Source organism: Thioalkalivibrio sp. ALE23, assembly GCF_000378545.1.
Taxonomy (GTDB): domain Bacteria; phylum Pseudomonadota; class Gammaproteobacteria; order Ectothiorhodospirales; family Ectothiorhodospiraceae; genus Thioalkalivibrio.
Window position 1 is genome coordinate 696,463 of record NZ_KB900031.1, and the last position, 24,483, is coordinate 720,945.

General features: G+C 68.3%; 24 protein-coding genes and 1 tRNA gene. 10 read left to right on the top strand and 15 right to left on the bottom strand.

The genetic code is table 11. The features are described from left to right. Positions 1 to 23: 23 nt before the first annotated feature. On the bottom strand, positions 24 to 2,687 hold the full coding sequence (gene aceE / locus F573_RS0103485; RefSeq protein WP_019021474.1) for a pyruvate dehydrogenase (acetyl-transferring), homodimeric type: 2,664 nt from the start codon (positions 2,685 to 2,687) through the stop codon (positions 24 to 26). Positions 2,688 to 2,916: 229 nt separating this feature from the next. Between aceE and rnt the strand changes: the two genes are divergently transcribed. Beyond that, positions 2,917 to 3,603 carry a ribonuclease T gene (rnt, locus tag F573_RS0103490; protein WP_018869815.1) on the top strand — a complete coding sequence of 229 codons (687 nt, stop codon included), beginning with the start codon at positions 2,917 to 2,919 and terminating at the stop codon, positions 3,601 to 3,603. A gap of 63 nt (positions 3,604 to 3,666) precedes the next feature. Here rnt and grxD read toward each other — a convergent pair whose 3' ends face one another. The 9 genes from grxD to F573_RS0103535 form a co-directional block, all read right to left on the bottom strand. Beyond that, the gene (gene grxD / locus F573_RS0103495) at positions 3,667 to 4,005 is read right to left on the bottom strand and encodes a Grx4 family monothiol glutaredoxin (RefSeq protein ID WP_018869814.1); all 339 of its coding nucleotides are present in this window, start codon (positions 4,003 to 4,005) and stop codon (positions 3,667 to 3,669) included. A 96-nt stretch (positions 4,006 to 4,101) separates the two neighbouring features. Then, entirely contained in the window at positions 4,102 to 5,196 is a 1,095-nt protein-coding gene (gene ychF, locus F573_RS0103500; protein WP_019021475.1) for a redox-regulated ATPase YchF, read from the bottom strand. Between the two features lie 42 nt (positions 5,197 to 5,238). After that, a complete protein-coding gene (gene pth, locus F573_RS0103505) occupies positions 5,239 to 5,835 on the bottom strand; it encodes an aminoacyl-tRNA hydrolase (RefSeq protein WP_019021476.1) in 597 nt (198 codons plus the stop codon). A gap of 23 nt (positions 5,836 to 5,858) precedes the next feature. Continuing rightward, positions 5,859 to 6,557 (bottom strand): 50S ribosomal protein L25/general stress protein Ctc, encoded by a 699-nt coding sequence (locus F573_RS0103510; RefSeq protein WP_019021477.1) that lies wholly within the window; start codon positions 6,555 to 6,557, stop codon positions 5,859 to 5,861. A 129-nt stretch (positions 6,558 to 6,686) separates the two neighbouring features. After that, positions 6,687 to 7,643 (bottom strand): ribose-phosphate diphosphokinase, encoded by a 957-nt coding sequence (locus F573_RS0103515; protein WP_018869810.1) that lies wholly within the window; start codon positions 7,641 to 7,643, stop codon positions 6,687 to 6,689. Positions 7,644 to 7,764: 121 nt separating this feature from the next. Then, positions 7,765 to 7,839 (bottom strand) — tRNA-Gln (locus F573_RS0103520). After that, a complete protein-coding gene (gene ispE, locus F573_RS14605) occupies positions 7,830 to 8,705 on the bottom strand; it encodes a 4-(cytidine 5'-diphospho)-2-C-methyl-D-erythritol kinase (protein ID WP_026300785.1) in 876 nt (291 codons plus the stop codon). Before ispE ends, F573_RS0103520 begins: the two co-directional genes overlap by 10 nt. Beyond that, positions 8,705 to 9,328, bottom strand: a complete 624-nt coding sequence (lolB, locus tag F573_RS0103530) for a lipoprotein insertase outer membrane protein LolB (protein WP_196800557.1) — start codon at positions 9,326 to 9,328, stop codon at positions 8,705 to 8,707. Before lolB ends, ispE begins: the two co-directional genes overlap by 1 nt. A 5-nt stretch (positions 9,329 to 9,333) precedes the next feature. After that, the gene (locus F573_RS0103535) at positions 9,334 to 11,055 is read right to left on the bottom strand and encodes a tetratricopeptide repeat protein (RefSeq protein ID WP_019021479.1); all 1,722 of its coding nucleotides are present in this window, start codon (positions 11,053 to 11,055) and stop codon (positions 9,334 to 9,336) included. 157 nt (positions 11,056 to 11,212) lie between these two features. Between F573_RS0103535 and hemA the strand changes: the two genes are divergently transcribed. Genes hemA through prmC form a run of 3 tightly spaced genes read left to right on the top strand, consistent with a single transcriptional unit; the run spans position 11,213 to position 14,522 of the window. Then, positions 11,213 to 12,574 carry a glutamyl-tRNA reductase gene (gene hemA / locus F573_RS0103540; RefSeq protein ID WP_019021480.1) on the top strand — a complete coding sequence of 454 codons (1,362 nt, stop codon included), beginning with the start codon at positions 11,213 to 11,215 and terminating at the stop codon, positions 12,572 to 12,574. Continuing rightward, positions 12,571 to 13,656: a peptide chain release factor 1 gene (gene prfA, locus F573_RS0103545; RefSeq protein WP_019021481.1), complete on the top strand. Its 1,086-nt coding sequence runs from the start codon at positions 12,571 to 12,573 to the stop codon at positions 13,654 to 13,656. The genes hemA and prfA overlap by 4 nt, the downstream gene beginning before the upstream one ends. Further along, positions 13,656 to 14,522 (top strand): peptide chain release factor N(5)-glutamine methyltransferase, encoded by an 867-nt coding sequence (prmC, locus tag F573_RS0103550; RefSeq protein ID WP_019021482.1) that lies wholly within the window; start codon positions 13,656 to 13,658, stop codon positions 14,520 to 14,522. The genes prfA and prmC overlap by 1 nt, the downstream gene beginning before the upstream one ends. 84 nt (positions 14,523 to 14,606) lie before the next feature. Here the strand turns inward: prmC and F573_RS0103555 are convergent, their stop codons facing one another. Further along, positions 14,607 to 15,053 carry a hypothetical protein gene (locus F573_RS0103555; protein WP_019021483.1) on the bottom strand — a complete coding sequence of 149 codons (447 nt, stop codon included), beginning with the start codon at positions 15,051 to 15,053 and terminating at the stop codon, positions 14,607 to 14,609. 157 nt (positions 15,054 to 15,210) lie between these two features. Here F573_RS0103555 and F573_RS0103560 point away from each other — a divergent pair, with 157 nt between their 5' ends. Then, positions 15,211 to 15,957 (top strand): molybdopterin-synthase adenylyltransferase MoeB, encoded by a 747-nt coding sequence (locus F573_RS0103560; protein WP_019021484.1) that lies wholly within the window; start codon positions 15,211 to 15,213, stop codon positions 15,955 to 15,957. 134 nt (positions 15,958 to 16,091) lie between these two features. Here F573_RS0103560 and hslO read toward each other — a convergent pair whose 3' ends face one another. The 4 genes from hslO to gatC form a co-directional block, all read right to left on the bottom strand. Beyond that, positions 16,092 to 17,018: an Hsp33 family molecular chaperone HslO gene (hslO, locus tag F573_RS0103565; RefSeq protein WP_019021485.1), complete on the bottom strand. Its 927-nt coding sequence runs from the start codon at positions 17,016 to 17,018 to the stop codon at positions 16,092 to 16,094. After that, on the bottom strand, positions 17,015 to 18,451 hold the full coding sequence (gene gatB / locus F573_RS0103570) for an Asp-tRNA(Asn)/Glu-tRNA(Gln) amidotransferase subunit GatB (RefSeq protein WP_019021486.1): 1,437 nt from the start codon (positions 18,449 to 18,451) through the stop codon (positions 17,015 to 17,017). Before gatB ends, hslO begins: the two co-directional genes overlap by 4 nt. A gap of 11 nt (positions 18,452 to 18,462) precedes the next feature. Next, a complete protein-coding gene (gene gatA / locus F573_RS0103575; RefSeq protein WP_018869800.1) occupies positions 18,463 to 19,917 on the bottom strand; it encodes an Asp-tRNA(Asn)/Glu-tRNA(Gln) amidotransferase subunit GatA in 1,455 nt (484 codons plus the stop codon). 78 nt (positions 19,918 to 19,995) lie between these two features. Then, positions 19,996 to 20,283: an Asp-tRNA(Asn)/Glu-tRNA(Gln) amidotransferase subunit GatC gene (gene gatC / locus F573_RS0103580; RefSeq protein WP_018869799.1), complete on the bottom strand. Its 288-nt coding sequence runs from the start codon at positions 20,281 to 20,283 to the stop codon at positions 19,996 to 19,998. 153 nt (positions 20,284 to 20,436) lie between these two features. On the opposite strand from gatC, the gene F573_RS0103585 reads away from it, so the two are divergent. The 5 genes from F573_RS0103585 to rnd all read left to right on the top strand — a co-directional run bounded on the left by F573_RS0103585 (position 20,437) and on the right by rnd (position 24,456). Then, on the top strand, positions 20,437 to 21,483 hold the full coding sequence (locus F573_RS0103585; RefSeq protein WP_018869798.1) for a rod shape-determining protein: 1,047 nt from the start codon (positions 20,437 to 20,439) through the stop codon (positions 21,481 to 21,483). Positions 21,484 to 21,564: 81 nt separating this feature from the next. Beyond that, positions 21,565 to 22,428 (top strand): rod shape-determining protein MreC, encoded by an 864-nt coding sequence (mreC, locus tag F573_RS0103590; protein WP_255349427.1) that lies wholly within the window; start codon positions 21,565 to 21,567, stop codon positions 22,426 to 22,428. Continuing rightward, positions 22,425 to 22,916 carry a rod shape-determining protein MreD gene (gene mreD / locus F573_RS0103595; RefSeq protein WP_018869796.1) on the top strand — a complete coding sequence of 164 codons (492 nt, stop codon included), beginning with the start codon at positions 22,425 to 22,427 and terminating at the stop codon, positions 22,914 to 22,916. Before mreC ends, mreD begins: the two co-directional genes overlap by 4 nt. Before the next feature lie 81 nt (positions 22,917 to 22,997). Next, a complete protein-coding gene (locus F573_RS0103600; RefSeq protein ID WP_018869795.1) occupies positions 22,998 to 23,303 on the top strand; it encodes a DUF1244 domain-containing protein in 306 nt (101 codons plus the stop codon). After that, positions 23,296 to 24,456: a ribonuclease D gene (gene rnd, locus F573_RS0103605; protein ID WP_018869794.1), complete on the top strand. Its 1,161-nt coding sequence runs from the start codon at positions 23,296 to 23,298 to the stop codon at positions 24,454 to 24,456. Before F573_RS0103600 ends, rnd begins: the two co-directional genes overlap by 8 nt. Positions 24,457 to 24,483 lie beyond the last annotated feature (27 nt).

Sequence of the window (24,483 nt, forward strand, 5' to 3'; positions counted from 1 at the left end):
GCTCCTGCCTCGGGACGCCGGCCTCAGGCCTGCAGGGGGTTGGGACGATCGGTGTCGATCTCGTATTTGTCGATCGCCTCGCGGACGGTCTTCGCCTCGACGGTCCCGGCATCGGCCAGGGCCTTCAGCGCGGTCACCGCGATGTGGTAGCGGTCGACTTCGAAGTGGCGCCGCAGCGCGGAGCGCAGGTCCGAACGGCCGAAACCGTCGGTGCCCAGCACGCGATAGTCGGCGGGCACATAAGCACGGATCTGATCGGCGAAGTTCGACACGTAGTCGGTGGCCGCGACCACCGGCGCCTCGGAACCGCCCAGGCACTGCTCGGCCCAGCTGCGACGCGGCTTCGCGTCCGGATGCAGCCGGGCGTGGCGCTCGCAGTCGCGACCGTCACGCGCCAGCTCGGTGAAACTGGTCGCGCTCCAGACCTCGGCCGACACACCGAAGTCCTGCTCCAGCAGCGCCGCGGCCTCGATCGCCTCGCGCAGGATGGTACCGGAACCCAGCAGGCGGACCTTCTTTTTCTTGCGTCCGCCGGCCTGAAAACGATACAGGCCACGGCGGATGCCCTCTTCGGCGCCCTCCGGCATCGCCGGCTGATGGTAGTTCTCGTTCATCGCCGTGATGTAGTAGAAGACGCTCTCCTGCTCGCGGAACATGCGCCGCATGCCGTCCTGCACGATCACCGCCAGCTCGTAGGCGAACGTCGGATCGTAGGCGATGCAGTTGGGCACGTTGGCCGCCATCATGTGGCTGTGGCCGTCGTTGTGCTGCAGCCCTTCGCCGGCCAGGGTGGTGCGGCCGGCGGTGCCGCCGATCAGGAAACCGCGCGCCCGCTGGTCGCCGGCGGCCCAGATCAGATCGCCGATGCGCTGGAACCCGAACATCGAATAGAAGATGTAGAACGGGATGGTCGCGACGCCGTGGGTGGAGTAGGACGTCGCGGCGGCGATCCAGGAGGAGATCGAGCCGGCCTCGTTGATCCCTTCCTCCAGGATCTGGCCGCCCTTGTCCTCCTTGTAATACATCACCTGGTCCTTGTCCTGCGGCTCATAGAGCTGACCGACCGAGGAATAGATACCCAGCTGGCGGAACAGGCCTTCCATGCCGAAGGTACGCGCCTCGTCCGGGACGATCGGGACCACGTGCCGCCCGATCTTCTTGTCGCGCGCGAGGATCTGCAGCATGCGCACGAAGGCCATGGTGGTGGACATTTCGCGATCGCCGGAGTCCTCCAGCAGCCCGGAAAAGGCGTCCAGTCCGGGGACCTCCAGCGGCGTGGTCATGTGCCGGCGCTGCGGCAGGTAACCGCCGAGCGCCTTGCGCCGCTCGTGCATGTACTGCATCTCTTCGGAGTCGGGATCCGGCTTGAGATACTCGGCCCGTTCCACCTGCTCGTCGGACAGCGGGATGTTGAAGCGGTCACGGAAGTGCTTCATGTCCTCCGTGTCCATCTTCTTCTGGCTGTGGGTGCGGTTCTGGGCCTCGCCCGCCGACCCCATGCCGTAGCCCTTGACGGTGTGCGCCAGGATCACGGTCGGCTGCCCGGTATGCTCCATGGCCGCCTTGTAGGCCGCGTAGACCTTGACCGGGTCGTGACCGCCGCGATTCAGGCGCCAGATCTCCTCGTCGGACATGTTGGCGACCATCGCCTTGAGCTCCGGATACTTGCCGAAGAAGTGCTCGCGCACGTAGGCCCCGTCGTTGGCCTTGTAGTTCTGGTAGTCGCCGTCGACCGCCTCCATCATGCGTTTCTGCAGCAGGCCGTCGGTGTCCTTGGCCAGCAGCGGCTCCCAGTAGCGCCCCCACAGGACCTTGATGACGTTCCAGCCGGCGCCACGGAAGATCGCCTCCAGCTCCTGCACAATCTTGCCGTTGCCGCGCACCGGACCGTCCAGGCGCTGCAGATTGCAGTTCACCACCCAGGTCAGGTTGTCGAGCTTCTCGCGCGAGGCCAGGGTGATCGCCCCCATGGTCTCGGCCTCGTCGACCTCGCCGTCGCCAACGAAACTCCAGACACGGCGGTTCTCCGTCTGCGCCAGCCCGCGATCCTGCAGGTAGCGCATGAATCGTGCCTGGTAGATGCTCATGATCGGGCCGAGCCCCATGGACACCGTCGGGAACTGCCAGAAGTCCGGCATCAGCCAGGGATGCGGGTAGGAGGACAGCCCCTTGCCGTCCACCTCGCGGCGGAAATGATCCAGCTGCTCCTCGGTCAGGCGACCTTCGAGGAAGGCACGGGCGTAGATCCCCGGCGAGGAGTGCCCCTGAGCGAACACCAGATCACCGCCGTGCTCGTGCGACGGGGCGCGCCAGAAATGGTTGAAGCCGACGTCGTAGAGCGTGGCCCCGGAGGCGAAGGACGCGATGTGACCACCCAGTTCCGGCGACACCCGGTTGGCCTTGACCACCATCGCCATCGCGTTCCAGCGGATGTAGGAGCGGATGCGGTGTTCCAGCGCGCCGTCGCCGGGGTATACCGGCTCGAGGTGCGGCGGGATGGTGTTCACGTAGGCGGTGTTGGCCGAGTACGGGAGATAGGCACCGCTGCGCCGGGCCTTGTCCACCAGGGCCTCCAGCAGGGCGTGCGCCCGTTCGGGCCCGTCGGCCTCCATCACGGAGGCAAGGGCGTCGATCCACTCCTGGGTTTCCTGCGGATCGATGTCGTTCGGGATGGCGTTCAGGTCCATGCGTCTACCCCTGAAAACGGGTTGGGAAACGGTTCGCGGGCGCGGGGCCGTGCCACCGGGCGCAGGGCGGTTCTGCTACCATGCCGCGGCCCGGGCGGACAGAAAGGCGCAAGTATCCCGACTGTGTTGCCAACAGGTCAAGCGAAAGCGTTCTATGGCGCCGATCTCCCGCAAAACGGGCGGGATACGCAAAGATCTTCCCGAAATCGATTCGAACCAAGGTAACCGCATGGCCGCACCCGCCCAGCTCGATCCGTCGCACCGCCCCATGGCCCACCGCTTCCGCGGCTTCCTGCCCGTGGTCGTCGATGTGGAAACCGGGGGGTTCGACTGCGAACGCCACGCCCTGCTGCAGGTGGCCGCGGTCTTCCTGCGCCGCAACGAGCAGGATCGCCTGGAGCGCGCCCATACCGTCAGTCTGCACGTGCGTCCGTTCGAAGGCTCGGAGATGGATCCGAAGTCGCTGGAGGTCAACGGGATCGACCCCTACCATCCGCTGCGCGCGGCGTGGCCGGAAGATCAGGCGATGGGCCGACTGTTCAGCGAGGTGCGCCGCGAGGTCAAGCTGAACCTGTGCAAGCGCGCGATCCTGGTGGGACACAATGCCCATTTCGACCTGGGCTTCGTACACAAGGCGGCGGACCGCTGCGGGATCAAGCGCAACCCCTTCCACCCGTTCAGCAGCCTGGACACCGTTTCGCTGGCCGCACTGGCCTACGGCCAGACCGTACTCGCGCGCGCGGCGCGCGCCGCCGGGCTGGAGTGGGACAACGATTCCGCTCACAGCGCGGCCTTCGATGCCGAAAAGACCGCCGACCTGTTCTGCGCGGTCGCCAACCACTGGCAGGACCACATCGGCGTGCCGCAGGCCGCGCTGCAGCTGCCCGACCCCGAGGAGCTGCCGCCCGGCAGCTGACCACAAAAAAGGCCCGCCACCGCGATCGCGATGACGGGCCGGGCACGCCGCGGGCCGGGCGCTTCAGCCGGCGTTGCGCTGGGCGTGCTTGTCGTGGGCCTCGTCGACCATCTTCTTCAGCTCGCCGCTTTCGAACATCTCCAGGGTGATGTCGCAGCCGCCGACGAGCTCGCCGTCGATGTAGACCTGCGGGAAGGTCGGCCAGTCGGCGAAGCGCGGCAGATTCTGCATGACCTCCTGATCGGCGATCACGTTGACGTAGCCGAACTCGCGCTCGCAGCGCTTCAGCGCCTCCACCGCGCGGCTCGAGAAGCCGCACATCGGGAACTGCGGGCTCCCCTTCATGAAGATCACGACCGGGTTCTCTTCCACCTGCTGGCGGATACGGTCCATTACATCCATTGCTGTACTCCTGATACGGGCCTGATGGGTGATTGCGATAAGGAAACGTGCCGGGCGCAGCAGGGCCGCCCCCGCGACAAAGTCCGAGTATTATACTCAGACATTGAAGCGAAAATGTACAACGTCCCCTTCGCGCATGACGTATTCCTTGCCTTCGAGCCGCCACTTGCCGACATCCTTGGCACCCTGCTCGCCGCCGTGCTCCACATAGTCGGTGTAACCGACCACCTCGGCGCGGATGAAACCCTTCTCGAAATCGGTGTGGATCACGCCCGCGGCCTGCGGCGCGGTGGACCCCCGACGCACGGTCCAGGCGCGCACCTCCTTCTCCCCGGCAGTGAAGAAGGTCTGCAGGTCCAGCAGCTCGTAGGCGGTGCGGATCACGCGGTCGAGACCGGGTTCCTCGAGACCCAGATCGGCCAGGAACTCGGCGCGCTCGTCAGGTTCCAGCACCGCGATCTCGGCCTCGATGGCAGCGCACACGCTGACCACCTGCGCCCCCTCCTCGGCGGCCTTCTCGCGCACCGCGCGCACCTGCTCGTTGTCCTCGGCCAGCCCCGCTTCATTCACGTTGGCGATATACATCAGCGGTTTGATGGTCAGCAGGTGCAGATCGCGCAGCAGCTCGAGCTCCTCCGGCTCCAGCGCCTGGGCACGCACCGGGATGCCCTCGCCCAGCCCCTCGGCGACCTTCTCCGCGGCCTGCAGCCGGGCGATGGCTTCCTTGTCCTGGGACTTGGCGGCCCGAGTCAGGCGCGTGAGGGCCTTGTTGACGGTCTCCAGGTCCGCCAGCATCAACTCGGTGCTGATGGTCTCGATGTCCGCCAGCGGATCCACGCGCCCGGATACGTGAACGATGTCATCGTCCTCGAAGCAGCGCACCACCTGTGCGATGGCATCGGTCTCGCGAATATGCGCGAGGAACTGATTGCCCAGCCCCTCGCCCTGAGCCGCCCCGGACACCAGCCCCGCAATGTCGACGAACTCCACGGTCGTCGGGAGGACCCGCTCCGGCGACACCAGCGCTGCCAGTTTCTCCAGCCGCGGATCCGGCACCTCCACCACGCCAACGTTGGGGTCGATGGTGCAGAAGGGGTAGTTCTCCGCGGCGATCTCCGCGCGCGTCAGGGCGTTGAACAGGGTCGACTTGCCGACGTTGGGCAGGCCGACGATGCCGCATTTCAGACTCATGGGATTTCCTCGGATGTAACTCGGTGCGGGCTCGGTGCGGACTCAGCCGGAACCGCGACCGTGCAGATGGCGCACGGCCTCGTCCCAGCGCCCGGCCAGCAGCGCCGGGATCTCGCGCGCCGCGTGGTCCAGTGCCTCGCCGATCGCCCGAGCCGCATCGCGATCGGGACGATCCAGCACGAACGGGACCACCTGGTCGCGTTCGCCGGGATGACCGATACCGACGCGCAGACGGCAGTAGGCGGGGCCGCCCAGGTGCCGGTGCAGGTCGCGCAGACCGTTGTGCCCGCCATGCCCTCCGCCATGCTTCAGGCGGACCACGCCGGGCTCGAGATCCAGCTCGTCGTGGACGACCAGGATCTCCTCCGGAGCGATGCGATAGAAATCGGCGCATTTGCGCACCGGCAGGCCGCTCTTGTTCATGAAGGACATTGGCTTGAGCAACCAGGCATCACCTTCGGGGAGGGTCAGCCGGGCGGCCTCGCCATCGAAGCGGTTCTCCGGACGGAAACGGGCACCATGATCACGGGCCAGGGCATCCACAAACCAGAAGCCCGCGTTATGCCGGGTTTCGGCGTAACGCGGGCCCGGGTTGCCCAGCCCGACCACCAGGCGAATCGGCGCAGGTCGGCTGGTCATGCGGGAGGTCGTGACCGCGGCGTTCAGCCGTTGTCTTCCTCGCCGCCGGCTTCCTCGCCCGCGGCCTCGTCACCACCTTCCTCGCCTTCGGCGCCCTCGGCGGCAGCCGCGCCACCACCACCGCCACCCTTGGCGGAACGCGGCAGCTGCACGGTCACGACCGCGTAGTCGTATTCGTCGCCCTGCATCAGCGCGACCATCTCGACACCCTGCGGCAGATTGCCCTTCAGCTCGGACAGGTGCAGCGTCTCGCCCACGTCGACGTCGGTCATGTCGATGTCGATCGACTCCGGCAGATCGTCCGGCAGGCACTCGACCTCGATCTCGTTGACCTGACGGTTGATCATGCCGCCGCCGGGCTTCACGCCCTTGCAGGTCTCCTCGTTGAGGAAGTGGATGGGCACGTTCACGCGGATCGGCTGGTTGGCGCTCACGCGCAGCAGGTCCACGTGGTAGATGGTGGGCTTGAACGGATGGCGCTGCACGTCCCGCAGGATGGCCTTCTGCGACTGGCCGCCCAGCTTGACCGTCAGGATGTGCGAATAGAACGCGTCTTCCTTCAGGTTGTGAACCATCGCGTTGTGATCCAGCGTGATCGGCACGGCAGGATCTTCGCCGCCATACAGGATGGCGGGCAGCTTGCCGGCGCGACGCAGGCGGCGGCTCGCACTCGAACCCTGTTCGTCACGCTTTTCGGCTTCAAGGGTAAAACTCATGCTCATGATGACGTTCTCCAGAATGAACGCGCCCCACCCGCGACCAGGTGAGGCGTAAAGCGGGAGGCCCTTCCTCCCGGATTCGGGGCAGCCGGCGACCGCCGGCGACGCAGGCCGGGTTCCGCCGGCCCGGGCTCAGTCCACGAACAGCGAGCTCACGGACTCCTCGCGGTTGATGCGGCGGATGGTCTCCGCGAGCATCTCCGCGACCGAAAGCTGCCGGATCTTCGGACAGGCCTGCGCGTTGGGCTGGAGGGCCAGGGTGTCGGTCACCACCAGCTCGTCCAGCGCCGAACCGTTTATGTTATCAATCGCCGCGCCGGAAAGCACGGGGTGCGTGGCATAGGCGCTGACCGAGGAGGCGCCATGCTGCTTCAGCGCCTTCGCTGCCTGACACAGCGTGCCGGCCGTATCCACCAGGTCGTCGATGATGATGCAGGACTTGCCGCGCACGTCCCCGATGATGTGCATCACTTCGGATTCGTTGGCGCGCGGACGGCGCTTGTCGATGATGGCCAGGTCGGCATCGTCCAGCCGCTTGGCGATGGCGCGGGCGCGCACCACCCCGCCGACGTCCGGCGAGACCACCGTCAGGTCGCCGGAGACGTGCCGCCAGACATCGCCCAGCAGCACCGGCGAGGCATAGATGTTGTCCACCGGAACGTTGAAAAAACCCTGGACCTGATCGGCATGAACGTCGATCGTCAGCACGCGATCGGCGCCCACCGCCTCGATCATGTTGGCCACGACCTTGGCCGAGATCGGCACCCGCGCCGAGCGCACCCGGCGGTCCTGCCGGGCATAGCCGAAATACGGGATCACCGTGGTAATGCGGCCGGCCGAAGCGCGGCGCAGGGCATCCACCATGATCACGAGCTCCATGAGGTTCTCGTTGGTGGGCTGCCCGGTGGGCTGAATCAGGAAGACGTCGCGTCCGCGCACGTTTTCCAGGATCTCGACCTGGACCTCGCCGTCACTGAACCGGCCGACGGTCACCTTCCCCATCGGCAGGCCGAGGTGCTCGGCAACGCCCTGTGCCAGTCGCGGGTTGGCGTTCCCCGCGAAGATCATCATGCGACTCTTGTCGACCACGACTTGTCCCGGTCTGGGTGGTGCGGAACCGCGCCCGGATGGCGCGGTCTCCAGTAAGGAACCCCGGCCGGGGCCGGGGTTCGGGAATATGGCCCCTCGCCTTCGGCGCGGGGCGATTGTATGGCTGGGCCGGCAGGATTCGAACCTGCGCATGACGGGATCAAAACCCGTTGCCTTACCGCTTGGCTACGGCCCAGTAGAATGGCGGCCCGACTCGGGCAACCACGCCCGCAGGGGCGACTCGTTGCGCAGCCGGGTGACCCGGCTGCTCCAGGGCAGCGGCTGCTCCTCGCGTGCCCTCTCGGCCTCGGCGCGGTCGCGAAACAGTCCGAACACGCAACCGCCGGTTCCGCTCAGGCGGGCCCGGTCGGTCTGCGAGCCCAGCCAGTCCAGCGCCCGGGCGATGTCCGGATAGCGCGTCCGGACCACCGGTTCGAAGACGTTTCCAAATGCCGCGCCGTCGACCGCGTGCGAAATTCTCTCGGTGGGACAGTCGCGTGTCAATTCTCCTGATCCGAACATGGTTCCGGTGGCGACCGGGACACCGGGGTCGATCAGCAGCGCCCAGGGGCAGTCGGGCCGCACCGGGACCAGGGTTTCGCCCACGCCTTCGGCCCATGCGGCAAGGCCGCGCACGAAGACCGGCACATCCGCGCCGAGACGCAGGCCGAGGTCGGCCAGCGTTGATTCGTCCAGGCCAAGCTCGAACAGATGATTCAGCGCAACCAGGGTGGTGGCGGCGTCGGAGCTGCCTCCGCCCACCCCGCCACCGACCGGAAGGCGCTTGTCGAGGTGGATCGTCACCCCCTCGTGCCGGCCGGCGGCCGCAAAGGCCATGCGGGCGGCGCGCACGCAGAGGTTTTCCGACCCGTCCACCGCATCCGCGGAGGCCATCGCCACCTCCCCGCCGGGGCGCGGCTCGAAGCGCAGCCGATCCTCCAGATCGATGAACTGGAACACGGTCTGCAGCTCGTGGTAGCCGTCCGTGCGCCGACCGGTGATGTGCAGGAAGCGGTTGATCTTCGCGGGCGCGGGGAAGATCTGCGCAAAGAGCTTGTCCATCAGGCGGATCCGTCTCCCATCTGCCACTGGCGGATCACGGCGCGCAGCGTGAGCGCATCGCGCTGCAGCTCCATGCGCACCGGCAGGGACTCGCCGTCGAATTCCTCGTACTCGCCGTATTCGATTTCCCAGCCGGCCTGACGGATGCGGATCGGACGCCCTTCGGCATCCACTTCGCGCTCGTAGGCATGCGCCGGGTCCGGGAGCCCGCGTACCCAGTAGACCATCCCCGACACCGGAATCGCATCGCCGGTGAGACGCTGCGCCAGGACATCCGGATCGCGCGCGCTGTGATGCTGGCCGTCGCGCGTCACCAGCCGCGCCGGCTGCCCCTCGGCGAGGGTCAATCGACCGCCACCCCGTCCCATCGGACCGGACAGATCGAGGATATGCGTACCCCCCTGCACCCGCCAGTTGAGCTGTGCGGACCAGTATTCACGCTCGGTATCCAGCCCCAGGCGGGCCACCAGGCGCCAGGTTTCGATGGCGGCGAGCCTCTCGCTGCGCTCCTCGAAGGCCCTTTGCGCGGCGTCGCCCCGGTCCACCTCGGGCAGGGCGGCACACCCGGCGAGCAGCATTACGGTCATCAGCGCGAGTGCCGCGCGCACACCCGACCCCCTCATTCGACTCATTCGAGCAGCTCGCGCCGGACCCGCTGCAGCCGCTCGTGTCCGGGTTCGCGCTCCAGCGCCTTCTCGAGCAGATCGCGCGCCTCGTCGCGCTCGCCCTGCTCCCACAACACGACGGCCAGATTACTGGCGATCTCGCCGTCCTCCATCATGCTCCAGGCCCGCCGCAACTGTTCCTCGGCCTCGTCCAGCCGCCCGAGCCTGTAGAGCACCCAGCCGTAGCTGTCGACCACGGCTGCGTCATCGGGACGCTGCTCGAGGGCCTGCGTGATCAGCTCGTAGGCCTCCTCGTAGCGGTCGGTCCGGTCGGCCAGGGTGTACCCGAGCGCGTTCATCGCCGTGGCATCGTCCGGTTCGTTGTCAAGGATCGTGCGGAAGTCCTGCAGCGCCGCGTCCACCCGGTCCAGGCGCTCGTGGATCAGCCCGCGCAGATACAGCAGGTCGCTCTCCTCCGGGAAGGCATCCAGGGCCGCATTGGCGCGTTCCAGCGCACGTTCGTAGGCCTCTTCCTCGCGCAGGGTGTTGACCTCCACGACCCAGGCCTCGCGCGCCACGTCGGCGTCGTCGTGCGTCTGCAGTTCGTCGAACGCAGCGCGCGCCGCCCCGGCACCGTTTTCGCGCAGAGTCAGGGCCGCCAGGCGCAGCCGCGCATCCGCGCGAAACTCGCCCTCGCCGACCCGCTCGAAGAATGTCCTGGCCCGGTCCGCATCCCCCTCCAGTTCGTGCAGACGGCCCAGATAATAGGCCACCTCGTTCTCGCGCATGCCGCGGGCATCCAGGGCCTCCAGCTGCTCGCGCGCGGCCTCGTTCCAGCCGCTCTCGAGGCTCAGCAGGGCCAGCGTCAGGCGGGCCTCGTGGTCGTCGGGGGCCAGCTCTGCCAGCCGCGCGATCTCCTCCGGGCCCCGGTCGTCGTCGGCATGGTCGGTCAGCGCATGGGCGTAACCGATGCGGGCGTCGCGACTGTCCGGGTGGGCGGCGACGGCCTCGCGCATCAGGGCCAGGGCCTCGTCCCCGCGTTCGTCTCGCTCCAGGGCCTGTGCCCGCAACAGGTACAGGCTGATGGCGTCGGGATGCTGCTCGAGACCCCGCTCGGTGGCCTGCAGGGCCGCCCCGGTCGCGTCGAACCGCAGCGCAAGTTCGGCATACACTCGCCAGGTGTCGCGATCCCCTGCCCGCCGCGTGGCGAGGTGGTCCAGGGTCTCCAGCGCGTGGTCCCGGTTGTCGGCCTGCACCATCAGCGAGGCCAGCGATGAATAGGGACTGGCACCTTCCCGCGCGCGCCGCTGCATCAATTCATCCAGCAGCTGCGCGGCGGCCTCGACCTGCCCGGCGTCGATGCGCAGCAGCGCAACGATCTGTACCGCCTCCATGTGTTCGGGCGACAGGGCCAGCCAGCGCTCCCCGGAACGCAGGGCCTGCTCACGATCCCGCGCGAACAGGGCAATGCGGGTGGCCCGCTCGGCGATCTCCGGGTCGTGGCTCAGCGCCGCCGCCGCACCGTAGAAGGCCGCCGCATCGGCGGTCTGCCCGGAACGCACGGCGATCTCGCCGGCAAGCACGCTGAACATCAGCGCCGCCTCCGGATCCTCCTGCAATCCGCTCTCGGGCAGGGTCACGATCTCCGGGGCGTCGGTTTCCAGCGGCTCGCCGGCACCGAGCGAATGGTGCGCACAGCCGCTGACAAGGAGGACAACGGCCGCGGCCAGCAGGGTTCGGGTCATAAAGGCTTTCCATGCATGTCAGCTTTCAGTGAGACGGCACCGGGCCGCGCCAGGTTCCTTCGGGCCCGGCATCCGGATTCCTGCGCACTGTACCGAACCCTTTCACCGCGTACACTACTGACCCGCAGGGGACGTTTTGCGGCACAATACGCAGGTTATGCTCTTCGCACTCGGAATCAATCACAAGACGGCGCCGGTCGAGATCCGCGAGCGGCTGTCGGTCAGCCAGCACGAACTGGACGATGCGCTGCATTCGCTGCGCTCCGGCGTGCGGCTGCCGGAGAGTGCGATCCTCTCCACCTGCAACCGCACCGAGGTCTATTTCCGCGAGAGCGGGGAAGACAGCGAACACCGAGTGGTGGACTGGCTGGGCGGCTACCACGGGATCGACCGCGCCGAACTGCGGCCCTATCTCTACCTGCACCACGACGGCTCGGCGGTACGCCATACCCTGCGGGTCGCCAGTGGTCTGGATTCGATGGTGCTGGGCGAACCGCAGATCCTCGGCCAGATGAAGACCGCCTACCAGTACGCCCATGACGCCGGCACCCTCGGACTGTCGCTGGAGCGGCTGTTCCAGCACGCCTTCGCCACCGCCAAGGACGTGCGCACCGAGACCGCGATCGGCCAGAGCGCGGTCTCGGTGGCCTTCGCCGCGGTGTCCCTGGGGCGGCAGATCTTCGGCGACCTCAAGCCACTGACCGCGATGGTGGTGGGCGCCGGCGAGACCATCGAACTGGCCCTGCAGCACCTGCGGGGCCTCGGTATCGGCCGGGTGATCGTGGCCAACCGGACCGAGGAACGCGCGCGCAGCGTGGCCGAACGCTTCGACGGCGAGCCCATCGGCCTGGACCATCTGGGCGAACGCCTGCCGGAGGCCGACATCGTGATCTCCTCCACCGCCGCGCCGGTACCGATCCTCGGCAAGGGGGCAGTGGAGCGTGCGCTGCGCAAGCGCCGCCGCAAGCCGATGTTCATGGTCGACATCGCGGTCCCGAGGGACATCGAACCCGAAGTCGGCCAGCTGGAGGACATCTACCTGTACACGGTGGACGACCTCCAGGAAGTGATCGACGACAACATGGCCTCGCGTCAGGCCGCCGCGGAACAGGCCGAGGAGATCATCAACCAGCGCGCCGGCGAGTTCATGCGCTGGCTGCGCGCGCGCGACTCCATCGACAGCATCCGTCAGCTGCGCGAACGCGCGGAGACGGTGAAGGACGAGACCGTGGAGCGCGGCCTGGCGATGATCCGCGCCGGGCGCTCGCCCGACGAGGTCCTGCCCTGGCTGGCGCACACCCTCACCAACAAGCTGATGCACCACCCCTGCAAGAGTCTCAACACTGCGGCCCACGAGGGCGACGCCCGCCTGCTGGAGGCCGCGCATCAGCTGTTCCAGCTGCCCGAACGCGAGGACGACCCCGGACATGACCGCGGGCGTGATCAAGGGCCTGAGCACGGTCATGCCCCGGGGCATGACCACGGCGCGGAACCCGACGACACCAGGGACGACGCGTGAAGGATTCCTTTCGCGCCAAACTGGAGGGCCTGGCCGAACGCCACGCCGAGATCGCCGGCCTGCTCGCCACGCCCGATGCCGCCGAGGACCCCGAGCAGCTGCGCCGGCTGTCGCAGGAATACAGCCAGCTGGAACCGGTGGCCGAGGCGTGGAAGGCATGGAACGAAAACCGCGCCGCGCTGGAGGAAGCGCGCGCGATGCTGGAGGACGACGACCCCGAACTGCGCACGATGGCCGAGGGCGAGATCGAGACCCTCAGTGCACGCAACGAGGAACTGGAGGCCGAACTCTACCGCCACCTGATCCCGAAGGATCCGCACGACGACGCCAACGTGTTCCTCGAGATCCGCGCCGGCACCGGCGGTGACGAGGCCGCACTGTTCGCCGGCGATCTGCTGCGCATGTACAGCCGCTACGCGGAACAGCGCCACTGGCAGCTGGAGATCCTGTCGGCCAGCGAGGGCGAACACGGCGGCTACCGCGAGGTGATCGCCCGCCTCGCCGGCCAGGGGGCCTATTCGCGGCTGAAGTTCGAATCCGGCGCCCACCGCGTGCAGCGCGTCCCCGAGACCGAATCCCAGGGCCGCATCCACACCTCGGCGGCCACGGTCGCGATCCTCCCGGAACTGGAGGAGGTCGAGATGCCGGAGATCAACCCGGCCGACCTGCGCGTGGACACCTTCCGCTCCTCCGGTGCCGGCGGCCAGCACGTGAACAAGACGGATTCCGCCGTGCGCCTGACCCACCTGCCCACCGGCATCGTGGTCGAATGCCAGGAAGAGCGCTCCCAGCACAAGAACCGCGCCCGCGCGATGAACTTCCTCGCCGCGCGGCTGTACGAGGACGAACGCGCCGCGCAGGCCGAGGCCCAGAGCGCCGAGCGCAAGGGTCTGGTGGGCAGCGGCGACCGCTCGGAACGCATCCGCACCTACAACTTCCCCCAGGGGCGGGTCACCGACCACCGCATTAATCTGACGCTGTACAAGCTGGAGCAGGTGATGGCCGGCGACCTCGACCCGGTGATCGACCCGCTGATCCACGAGCACCAGGCGGAACAGCTCGCCTCCCTCGCCGACGCCTGATGGACCACCCGGCCACGCTGGACGCCCTGCTGGCCAGCCTGCGCAACCGGCTGCAGGAGGCCGGCGTGGAGGCCGCCGGCCTGGAGGCACGCCTGCTGCTCGGCATGGCCACCGGCCTGAGCACCGCGCAACTCATCGCGCGCGGCGGCGATGCCCCCGGCCCCACGCAGGCAGCCGCGGCCGAGGCGTTGTGCCGGCGCCGCCTGCAGGGCGAACCGATCGCCCACATCCTCGGCCGGCGCGGCTTCTGGACCCTGGATCTGGGGGTCTCCCCGGCCTGCCTGATCCCGCGCCCCGAGACCGAGGTGCTGGTCGAGGCCGCGCTGGGGGCCATCGACGCGGCTTCGGAAAAACACCCCCGGGTGCTGGACGCGGGCACCGGCTCCGGGGCCATCATCCTTGCGCTCAAGGCCGAACGGCCCGGGGTCGACGGCTTCGCCAGCGACACGAGCCTCGACGCCCTGACCCGCGCCCGCGCCAACGCCCGCGAACTGGATCTGGACATCCGCTTCTTCGCCGGGGCCTGGCTGCAACCGCTGGCAGCCTCCGCGCGCTTCGACCTGATCGTCTCCAATCCGCCGTACATCGCCCCCGACGACCCGCATCTGCAACGCGGCGACCTGCGTTTCGAACCACGCGGTGCGCTGGTCGCCGCACAAGCAGGTCTGGCGGACCTGCATGAACTGATCGCCACCGCACCCGATCACCTGACGGACGACGGCTGGCTGCTGCTGGAACACGGATTCGACCAGGAGCGGGCGGTACGGGCACGACTGGAGATCGGGCCGTGGACGGACATCACGACCTGGCCGGACACCGCCGGTCATCCCCGCGTGACCGGAGCCCGCCTGCGGGCCCGGCGCTGACTGACAGACATGCCGAGGCCCCCGGCGCATGCACCGGGGGCCCTGCGTGCCATGCTCCGGACCGGCGAGCGGCCCGACGGCACATCACGGACGCGGCAGCGGCAGTGGCAGCTTGAGGTGGATGCTGCCGGAGGGACGCCGGTCACCACGATCCCGCGGCCCCGAACGGTGCGAACGACCGTAGTAGTGATGGTGGTAGTGCCGTTCCGCGCCGCGGTGGCCGGGTCCACGCCCGCGCGAATGACCGCGCCGGGAATGCTTGTGACCGCGCGCGCCCGGATGCCCGCGCTTGTGCTTGTGGCCACGACTCCCGGGATGCCCGCGCTTGTGCTTGTAACCGCGTTTGCCCGAGCGCCGATCATGGCGGACCTCCTGCAGGCCCTCGACCGAGAACTGCAGCGTGGCCCCGCCGGATGCCCCCTTGACCGGTGTCGCGGCCTGGGCCGGTGCCACGACCACAAAGGCGAGCAGTGCGGCGGGCACGACCACGGCGGTCAGACGCTGCAGGATGGATTTTTGTTCGGGGTTCATGGGACGCCTCCTTCCCTTTCTCTTCTGGCCGGATTGCCGGGAACCAGACTAGCTCTCCCGACTGAACCCCCCTTGAACCGCCTGCCGCGTTGCGTGAAGTCCGCCGCAGTTCCGGCACGCGGTCCGCGCGGCCATGTGACGGAGTTACAATCCACCCATGAATGACGACGAGCTCCTGCGCTACGCACGCCAGATCATGCTGCCCGGTATCGGGGTCGAGGGCCAGGAAAGCCTGCGCCGGGCGCATGCGGTGGTGATGGGCGTGGGCGGGCTGGGTTCGCCGGTAGCGGCCTACCTGGCGGCGGCCGGGGTCGGCCGGCTGACCCTGGTGGACCCGGATCACGTCGAGACCAGCAACCTGCAGCGCCAGATCCTGCACGGCGAGGCCGACGTGGGCGCGGACAAGGTCGCCTCCGGTGCGCGGCGCCTCGCGGCGTTGAACAGCGCCTGCCAGGTGGAGACCCGGGCCGAACGGCTGAACGCCGACGCGATGCGCGCGCTGTTCGCCGGGGCCGACGTGGTGCTGGACGGCACCGACCATTTCGCCGCGCGTGGCGCGATCAACCGCGCGGCGGTGGCCGCCGGCACGCCGCTGGTCTCCGGCGCGGTGATCCGCTTCGAGGGCCAGCTCACCACCTTCGATTTCCGCGACCCGCAGGCGGCCTGCTACCACTGCCTGTACGGCGACGAAGGGGCGGACGAGGACACCTGCGCGACCAGCGGGGTGCTGGCGAGCCTGCCGGGAGTGGTCGGGAGCCTGCAGGCGACCGAGGCCCTCAAGCTGCTGGCCGGCCTGCCGACCCTGGCGGGCCGCCTGCTGCTGATCGACGGCCTGCACATGCAGTTCCGCGAGATCGGCCTGCAGCGCGACCCGGCCTGCCCGGTCTGCGGAGATCCCCCGTAGGAGGCCAGCCCCTGGCCGATTCGGCGCCGGAGACAGCCCGGACGCCCGATCGGCCGGAGGGCCGGCCTCCCACAGGGATTTACCCGGTCTGCGGAGATCCCCCGTAGGAGGCCAGCCCCCTGGCCGATGCGGCCCTATTGCGAGGTATCGGACCCCGGCGGCCGCGCGCTGTCGGGGCGGCACAGGGCCTCGGCATCCACCGCATCGAACACGTACTGCGCGTTGCAGAACTCGCAGGTGACTTCGATGCGGTCCTGTTCGGCCAGGATCGAGCGGATCTCGTCCACCCCGAGGCTCTGCAGGGTGGTGGCCACGCGCTCACGCGAACAGTGGCAGTGGAATTCCACCGTGGAGCCGTCGAACAGGCGCACGCGTTCCTCGGCGAACAGCCGGCCCAGCAGCGAGCCGGCGTCCAGCTGCAGCAGTTCGGCCGCCGTGGTGGTTTCGGCCAGGGTGGTCGCGCGGTTCCAGTCCTCGCTGTCGCGCGACAGCGGCTGCCCGCTGTCATCCGGCAGCCCCTGCAGCAGCATGCCCGCGGCGCGCTGGCCGTCGGCGGCCAGCCAGACCCGCGTGGGGAGCTGCTCGGACTGTTCGAAATACCCGTCCAGGGCGTCGGCCAGGGTCTGCCCGCGCAGCTCCACCACGCCCTGATAGCGCTCGCCGCCGTCCCCGGGGTCCAGGGTCATCATCACCCGCGCGTCCTCGCCCAGGATCGCGTCCAGCGTGCCGTCCTCCGGCGGGGTCTCGTGATAACGGGCCACGCCGCGCAGATGGCCCTGCCCGTCGGCCTGTGCCACCAGCATGTGCAGCGGCCCGGAACCCGTGACTTGCAGGATCAGGGAGCCCTTGAACTTGAGCGTGGCGGCGACCAGGGTGACCGCGGCACAGGCCTGTCCCAGCAGGTCGCGCACCACCGGCGGGTAGGGGTGGCGCTCCAGCACCGCCTGCCATGCCCGGTCGAGGTGCACCCATTCGCCGCGCACCCCGGTGTTTTCCAGCATGAAGCGGTGCAGGGTATCGGCTTCGCGCGCGGATGCCGCGCCCATGCCCGCCTCACTCATGCCTGATCCAGGCGTTCCTTCAGCCGCTCGTTGACCTGGGCGGGGTTGGCCTTGCCCTGGGTGGCCTTCATCACCTGGCCGACGAAGAAGCCGAACAGCTTGTCCTTGCCGCCCTTGTACTGCTCGAGCTGCTTGGGATTGTTCGCGATCACCTCGTCGATGATGGCGTCGATCGCGCCGGTGTCGGTGATCTGCTTGAGCCCCTTGGCCTCGATCACGCTGTCGGCATCGCCCTCGCCGTTCCACATCGCCTCGAACACCTCCTTGGCGATCTTGCCGGAGATGGTCTCGTCCTGGATGCGCGCCAGCAGCCCGGCCAGCGCCCCGGCATCCACCGGGGCCTCGGCGAGCTCCACCTCGGAGCGGTTGAGCGCGGCGGAGAACTCGCCCATCACCCAGTTGGCGGCCAGCTTGGGCGCATTGCAGCCCCGCACCACCGCTTCGTAGAAATCCCCCATCTCGCGGGTCGCGGTGAGCACGCCGGCATCGTATTCCGGCAGTTCGTACTCGCGCACGAAACGCTCGCGCTTGGCGTCGGGCAGCTCCGGCAGGCGACCGCGGATCTCCTCGATGAAGCCCTGATCGACCTCCACCGGCAGCAGGTCCGGATCGGGGAAGTAGCGGTAGTCGTTGGCCTCTTCCTTGGTCCGCATCGAACGCGTCTCGTCGCGGTCCGGATCGTACAGCCGGGTCTCCTGCACCACGCGGCCGCCACCCTCGATCACGTCGATCTGGCGTTCGATCTCGAAGTTGATCGCACGCTCGACGAAGCGGAAGGAGTTGAGGTTCTTCAGCTCCGCGCGGGTACCGAACTCCGCCTGCCCCTTCGGGCGAACGGAGACGTTGGCGTCGCAGCGGAAACTGCCCTCCTGCATGTTGCCGTCACAGATGTCGAGGTAGCGCACCAGCGAGTGCAGCTTCTTCATGTAGGCGACCGCCTCCTTCGCCGAACGCAGGTCCGGCTCGGAGACGATCTCCACCAGCGGGGTGCCGGCGCGGTTGAGATCGATGCCGGTCATCGCCTCGAAGCCTTCGTGCAGGCTCTTGCCGGCGTCTTCCTCGAGGTGCGCACGGGTCACGCCGACGCGCTTGGTGGTGCCGTCCTCCAGCTCGATGTCCAGATGCCCGCTGGCTACGATCGGCAGCTCGAACTGCGAGATCTGGTAGCCCTTGGGCAGGTCCGGGTAGAAGTAGTTCTTTCGTGCAAAGACCGAGCGGCCGGCCACCTCGGCGTCGATCGCCAGGCCCAGCATCACCGCGCGCTCGACCACCCCGCGGTTGAGCACCGGCAGCACGCCGGGCATGCCCAGGTCCACCGGGCAGGCCTGACGGTTGGGCTCGGCGCCGTAGGCGGTGGGCGCCCCGGAAAAGATCTTGGAGACGGTATTGAGCTGGGCGTGAATCTCCAGCCCGATGACGGTTTCCCATTCCATGCTGCGACCCCTCAGGCAAAGGCCGACGGCACGCGGGCGTGCCAGTCGGTCTCCTGCTGAAACTGGTGTGCGACGCCGATCATGCGCGCCTCGTCGAAATAGTTGCCGATCAGCTGCAGCCCGACCGGCAGCCCCTGCACCTCGCCCGCCGGCAGCGACATCGCCGGCAGCCCCGCCAGATTGGCGGCGATGGTGTAGATATCCGAGAGGTACATCTTGACCGGGTCGGCGCTCTTGGCCCCCAGCTCGAACGGCAGTTCCGGCGTGGTCGGGCCCAGCAGCAGATCGACGTCGGCGAACACCCGGCGGAAGTCGTCGGCGATCACCCGGCGGACCTTCTGCGCCTTGAGATAGTAGGCGTCGTAGTAGCCGGCGGACAGCACATGGGTACCCACCATGATGCGCCGCTTCACCTCCGCGCCGAAGCCCTCGCCGCGCGAACGCGTGTACAGGTCCAGCAGGTCCTGCGGATCCTCGCAGCGATAGCCGTAGCGCACGCCGTCGAAGCGCGACAGGTTGGACGAGGCCTCGGCCGGGGCCACCACGTAGTAGGCCGGCACCGACAGGTGGCTGTTGGGCAGGCTGACCTCGCGGATCTCGGCGCCTCGTTCGCGCAGCACCCGGATCGCCTCGTCCAGTACGGCGCGGATGCCGTCATCCAGGCCTTCGCCGAAGAACTCCTGCGGCAGACCGATGCGCAGCCCGGTGAGGTCGGCGTCCAGCGCTGCGGTGAAGTCCTCGGCCGGGCGTTCGAGGCTGGTCGAGTCGCGCTCGTCGAACCCGGCCATGGCATTGAGCATGTGCCCGCAGTCCTCGGCCGAGGCCGCCATCGGCCCGCCCTGATCCAGGCTGGAGGCGAAGGCAATCATGCCGTAGCGCGAGACCCGGCCGTAGGTCGGCTTGAGCCCGGTGATGCCGCAGAACGCGGCCGGCTGGCGGATGGAACCGCCGGTGTCGGTACCGGTCGCGCCGGGCACCAGACGCGCGCCCACCGCGGCCGCGGAACCGCCCGAGGAGCCGCCCGGGACCCGCGCGGTGTCCCAGGGGTTGTGCACCGGACCGTAGAAACTGGTTTCGTTGGACGAACCCATGGCGAACTCGTCCATGTTGGTCTTGCCCAGCATCACCGCGCCGGCGGCGTGCATGCGCTCGACCACCGTGGCGTCGTAGGGCGAGACGAACGGGTCCAGCATGCGCGAGCCACAGGCGGTGCGCACGCCGCGGGTGCAGAAGATGTCCTTCTGCGCCACCGGCACGCCCAGCAGCGGAGCCTCCTCGCCTTTCGCCAGACGCGCATCGGCGGCGTCCGCCTGCTCCAGCGCGGAATCGGCGGTCACGGTGACGAAGCTGTTGAGATCCGCATCCAGACGCTCGATGCGGTCCAGGTACAGGCGGGTGAGCTCGCGCGAGCTGATCTCTCGGGCGCGCAGCTTGCGTACCCAGTCGGAGAGGGTTTCCTGGGTCATGGACTCGGGACTCTTTCCTTCAAGCGTGGCTGAAAGCGGCGCACAGGGCGCGCCGCAGGCGATTCGGCGGATGACGCGTCATTCAATGACGCGCGGCACCAGGTAGAGCCCCCCTTCCACCGCCGGGGCAATGGCCTGGTAGTCGTCGCGCCGGTCGGGCTCGGTGACCGCGTCCGGGCGCATGCGCTGGGCCGCGTCCATCGGATGGGCCATCGGCTCCACCCCCTCGATGTCGGCGCCGTCGAGCTGCTCGACGAAGTCGAAGATGTCACTCAGCCCGCCGGCAAACTCGCGGGCCTGGTCGTCATCCATCGCCAGACGCGAAAGCTCGGCGATGCGCTGGACGTGTTCGGTGTCTACGGACATGGCTTGCGGACCCTCGCTGCGGGCGATAACGAAACACTCAGGGATACGCTGAGACGGAGCGCAAACTTACCACAACCCCGACCTTGCCCAAACCCGGGGCGGTTGCTAGAGTCCGTGGCTTTCCCGCCGACCATGCAAGCAGGTTCGTACCCCATGCTCAAACGCCTCCTGGGGCTGTTCTCCAACGACATCTCCATCGACCTCGGCACGGCCAATACGCTGATCTACATGCGCGGCCAGGGCATCGTGCTCAACGAACCCTCCGTCGTGGCCATTCGTCAGGACCGGGGCCCCGGGGGACCGCGTTCGATCGAGGCCGTCGGCATCGAGGCCAAGAAGATGCTCGGGCGCACACCGGAGCACGTGGTGACCATCCGGCCGATGAAGGACGGCGTGATCGCCGACTTCACCACCACCGAGAAGATGCTGCAGTACTTCATCAAGAAGGTGCACGAACGGCGGATCTTCCGCCCCAGCCCGCGGGTGCTGGTCTGCGTGCCCTGCGGCGCCACCCAGGTGGAGCGCCGCGCGATCCGCGAATCCGCCTTTGGCGCCGGGGCGCGCAAGGTCTACCTGCTGCAGGAACCGGTGGCCGCGGCGATCGGTGCCGGCATCCCGCTGGACGAGGCGGTCGGCTCCATGGTGCTGGACATCGGCGGCGGCACCTCCGAGGTCGCCGTGCTTTCGATGAACGGGATCGTCTATTCCGAGTCGGTGCGCATCGGCGGCGACACCTTCGACGAGGCCATCATGGCCTACGTGCGCCGCAACTACGGCGTCCTGATCGGCGAGGCCACGGCTGAACGCATCAAGCATGCGGTGGGTTCGGCCTATCCGGGCAAGGAGCTGCTGGAGATCGAGGTCAAGGGCCGCAACCTGTCCGAGGGCGTGCCGCGCTCGTTCACCCTGAATTCCAACGAGATCCTCGAGGCCCTGCAGGATCCGCTGTACGGGATCGTCTCGGCCGTGCGCACGGCGCTGGAACAGACCCCGCCGGAGCTGGGTTCCGATGTCGCGGAACGCGGCATCGTGCTGACCGGCGGCGGGGCGATGCTGCAGCAGATCGACCGTCTCCTGATGGAGGAGACCGGCATTCCGGTAGTCGTGGCCGACGACCCCCTCACCTGCGTCGCCCGCGGAGGCGGCCGGGTCCTGGAAATGCTCGACGAGAAGCGGGTCGACTTCCTCTCCATGGAGTAAACTCCGGTCCCGGGCTCGTCCCCGGGAGTCGCCCCGCGTTCCGGAGGTTCGGTTATAAGCAAGCCGCTGTTCAGACTGGGCATCTCGCCCACGCTGCGTCTGCTGTTCGTGGTCCTGCTGGGGATCGCGCTGATGGTGCTCGACCACCGCCTGAACGAACTGCAGACGGTGCGCAGCGTGCTCGCGACCGTGGCCTACCCGATCCAGGTCGCGGTGGATGCGCCCATCCGCGCGGGCTCACGGGTGCTGGAATCGTTCTCCAGCCGCGAGGATCTGGTGGTGGAGAACCGCATCCTGCGGCGCGAGAACAGCGAGTTGCGCGCCCGCCAGCTGCGTTTCGAGGCGTTGCAAGCGGAGAACGACCGCCTGCGCGCCCTGCTCAACACCGCCCGTCAGGCGGACGAGGAGGTCCAGGTCGCGCAGATCCTTGCGGTGGACCTGGACCCCTTCCGCCAGCAGATCGTGCTCGACAAGGGACAGCGCGATGCGGTGTATGCCGGACAACCGGTGATCGACGCCGACGGCGTTGTCGGTCAGATCCTCTCCGCCGAATACTCCAGCGCCACGGCCCTGCTGATCTCCGACCCCGGACATGCCCTGCCGGTAGTCAGCGCCCGCACCGGCCTGCGCGGCATCGTCGTCGGCACCGGCAACCCCCAGCGCCTGCACATGCGCCACGTCCCGCCACAGGAAGACATCGAGGAGGGTGACCTGCTGCTGACCTCGGGGCTGGGCGGTCGTTTTCCTGCGGATTACCCGGTCGCGCGCGTCACCTCGGTGGAACGCCCGCCGGGCGAGCCCTTTCTCGCCATTGAGGCGGAACCGCTGGCCGCGCTGGACCGCTCGCGCGAGGTGCTGCTGCTGTGGATGCAGGACCGCGAACGCAACGCGATCCCCACGCCGCTGCCCGCCGAAAGCGCAACCGAATCCGCGCCGGCGCCATGAGTGGCGGCACGGGCGTTCCCTGGCCGATCCCGCTGAGCCTGCTGGCGGCCCTCGCGCTGGCGATCGTGCCCCTGCCCGCGGGCCTCGCGCTGCTGCGACCCGAATGGGTAGCGCTGGTCCTGATCTACTGGGCCATGGCCTTCCCCCAGCGGGTCGGGGTGTTCACGGCTTTCGGCGCCGGTCTGCTGCTCGATGTCCTGCAGGGCCAGCTGCTGGGCCAGAATGCCGTTGCGATGGCCCTGGTGGCCTACCTCACCATCCAGCTGCATTCACGCCTGCGGGTCTATCCGCTGTGGCAGCAGATGATCGTGGTCACCGGCCTGATCGCCCTGTACAAGCTCACCGCCCTGTGGCCGCAGGGCCTGGCCGGCCTGCCGCCGGGCACCCCGTGGTACTGGGCGCCCGTGCTCAGCAGCGCTCTGATATGGCCGCTGATCTTCGTGCTGCTGCGCGACGTGCGCAAGCGCTGGCTGCTGCACCTGACCTGATCCACCCGTGGCCATCGCACCCGGAAGGCCGGCTGCGGCATACTCTCCCGGCCATTCAGTCGTGACCCCTTCGGAGGCCCCATGGACCCGAACAAGCAGACCGAGATCGAGGCCGCGGTTTTCCGGCGGCTGCTGCAGCATCTGGACGAGCGCAAGGACGTGCAGAACATCGATCTGATGAACCTCGCCGGTTTCTGCCGCAACTGCCTGTCCAAATGGTATGTCGCGGCCGCCGAGGAACGCGGCGAGTCCATTGACTACGAGGCCGCCCGCGAGATCGTCTACGGCATGCCCTACGCCGAGTGGAAGGAGCGGTATCAGAAACCGGCCAGCAACGAGCAGCTGGAGGCATTCGCACAGAACCGCCCCGACGACGACCATGCATGATCATGGCCTGATCGATACCCCGGAGGCACTGCAGGCATTCCTGCAGGCCGTCCGGGGTGCCCCGTGGATCGCGCTGGACACCGAGTTCCTGCGCGAAAAGACCTACTACCCGAAGCTCTGCCTGATCCAGGCGGCCACCCCGGAGCACATCGCCAGCATCGACCCGCTGGCGCTGGACGTAAAACGGCTGGCCCCGCTGCTGCACGACCGTTCCGTCACCAAGGTGTTTCACTCCGCCTGGCAGGACATGGAAATCCTGCTGCGCGAGACCGGCGACGTACCCGCACCGGCCTTCGACACCCAGATTGCCGCGGCGATGCTCGGTCACGGCGATCAGGTCGGCTATGCCAATCTGGTCCGCGCGGTGCTGGACCACGAACTGGACAAGAGCCAGACCCGCACCGACTGGTCGCGCCGTCCGCTGGATTCGGAACAGCTGGCATATGCTGCCGACGATGTGCGCTATCTCGCGGCCCTGTACCAGCAGATGCACGCGGACCTGGAAAGCAGCGGGCGCCTGGAATGGCTGCAGCCGGAGATGGATGCCCTCGCCGATCCCGAGGCCTACCGCGCCGATCCGGAAGCAGCCTGGCGCCGGGTCTCCGGCCACAAGCGTCTGAAACCGCGCGAACTCTCCGTACTCCAGACCGTGGCCGCCTGGCGCGAACGCACGGCGCAGAGCAGCGACCGGCCGCGCAAGTGGGTCCTGAGCGATGACCTGCTGCTGGAGATCGCCCGCCGGGCACCCGCAGGGACCGCACAACTGCGCGGGCTGCGCGGTTTCCCCTCGGGCATGAACGACGACCGGGTACAGGGCCTGCTGGAGGCGATTCGGGCAGGACGCGAACGTCCGCAGTCGGAATGGCCGGCATTGCCGAAGCAGAAGCCGCTGTCCGAGGCCGACGAGGTGCTCGCCGACATGGCCATGGCCCTGCTGCGCGAACTCGCCCGCCGGCAGGAGATCACGCCCGCGGCCATCGCCCAGCGCAAGGATGTTGTGGAACTGGTGCGCGGACGCCCGCAAGACAGCCGCCTCGGCAGCGGCTGGCGCCATCACGTGGCGGGCGCCGAGATCCAGCGCTGGCTGAACGGCGAAACCGCGTTGTCACGCGACCCCGCAAACGGACTCGAGCTGAAATCCACGGCCGGATGAGGCCGTCGGCTTTCCCCCGCGGGACGG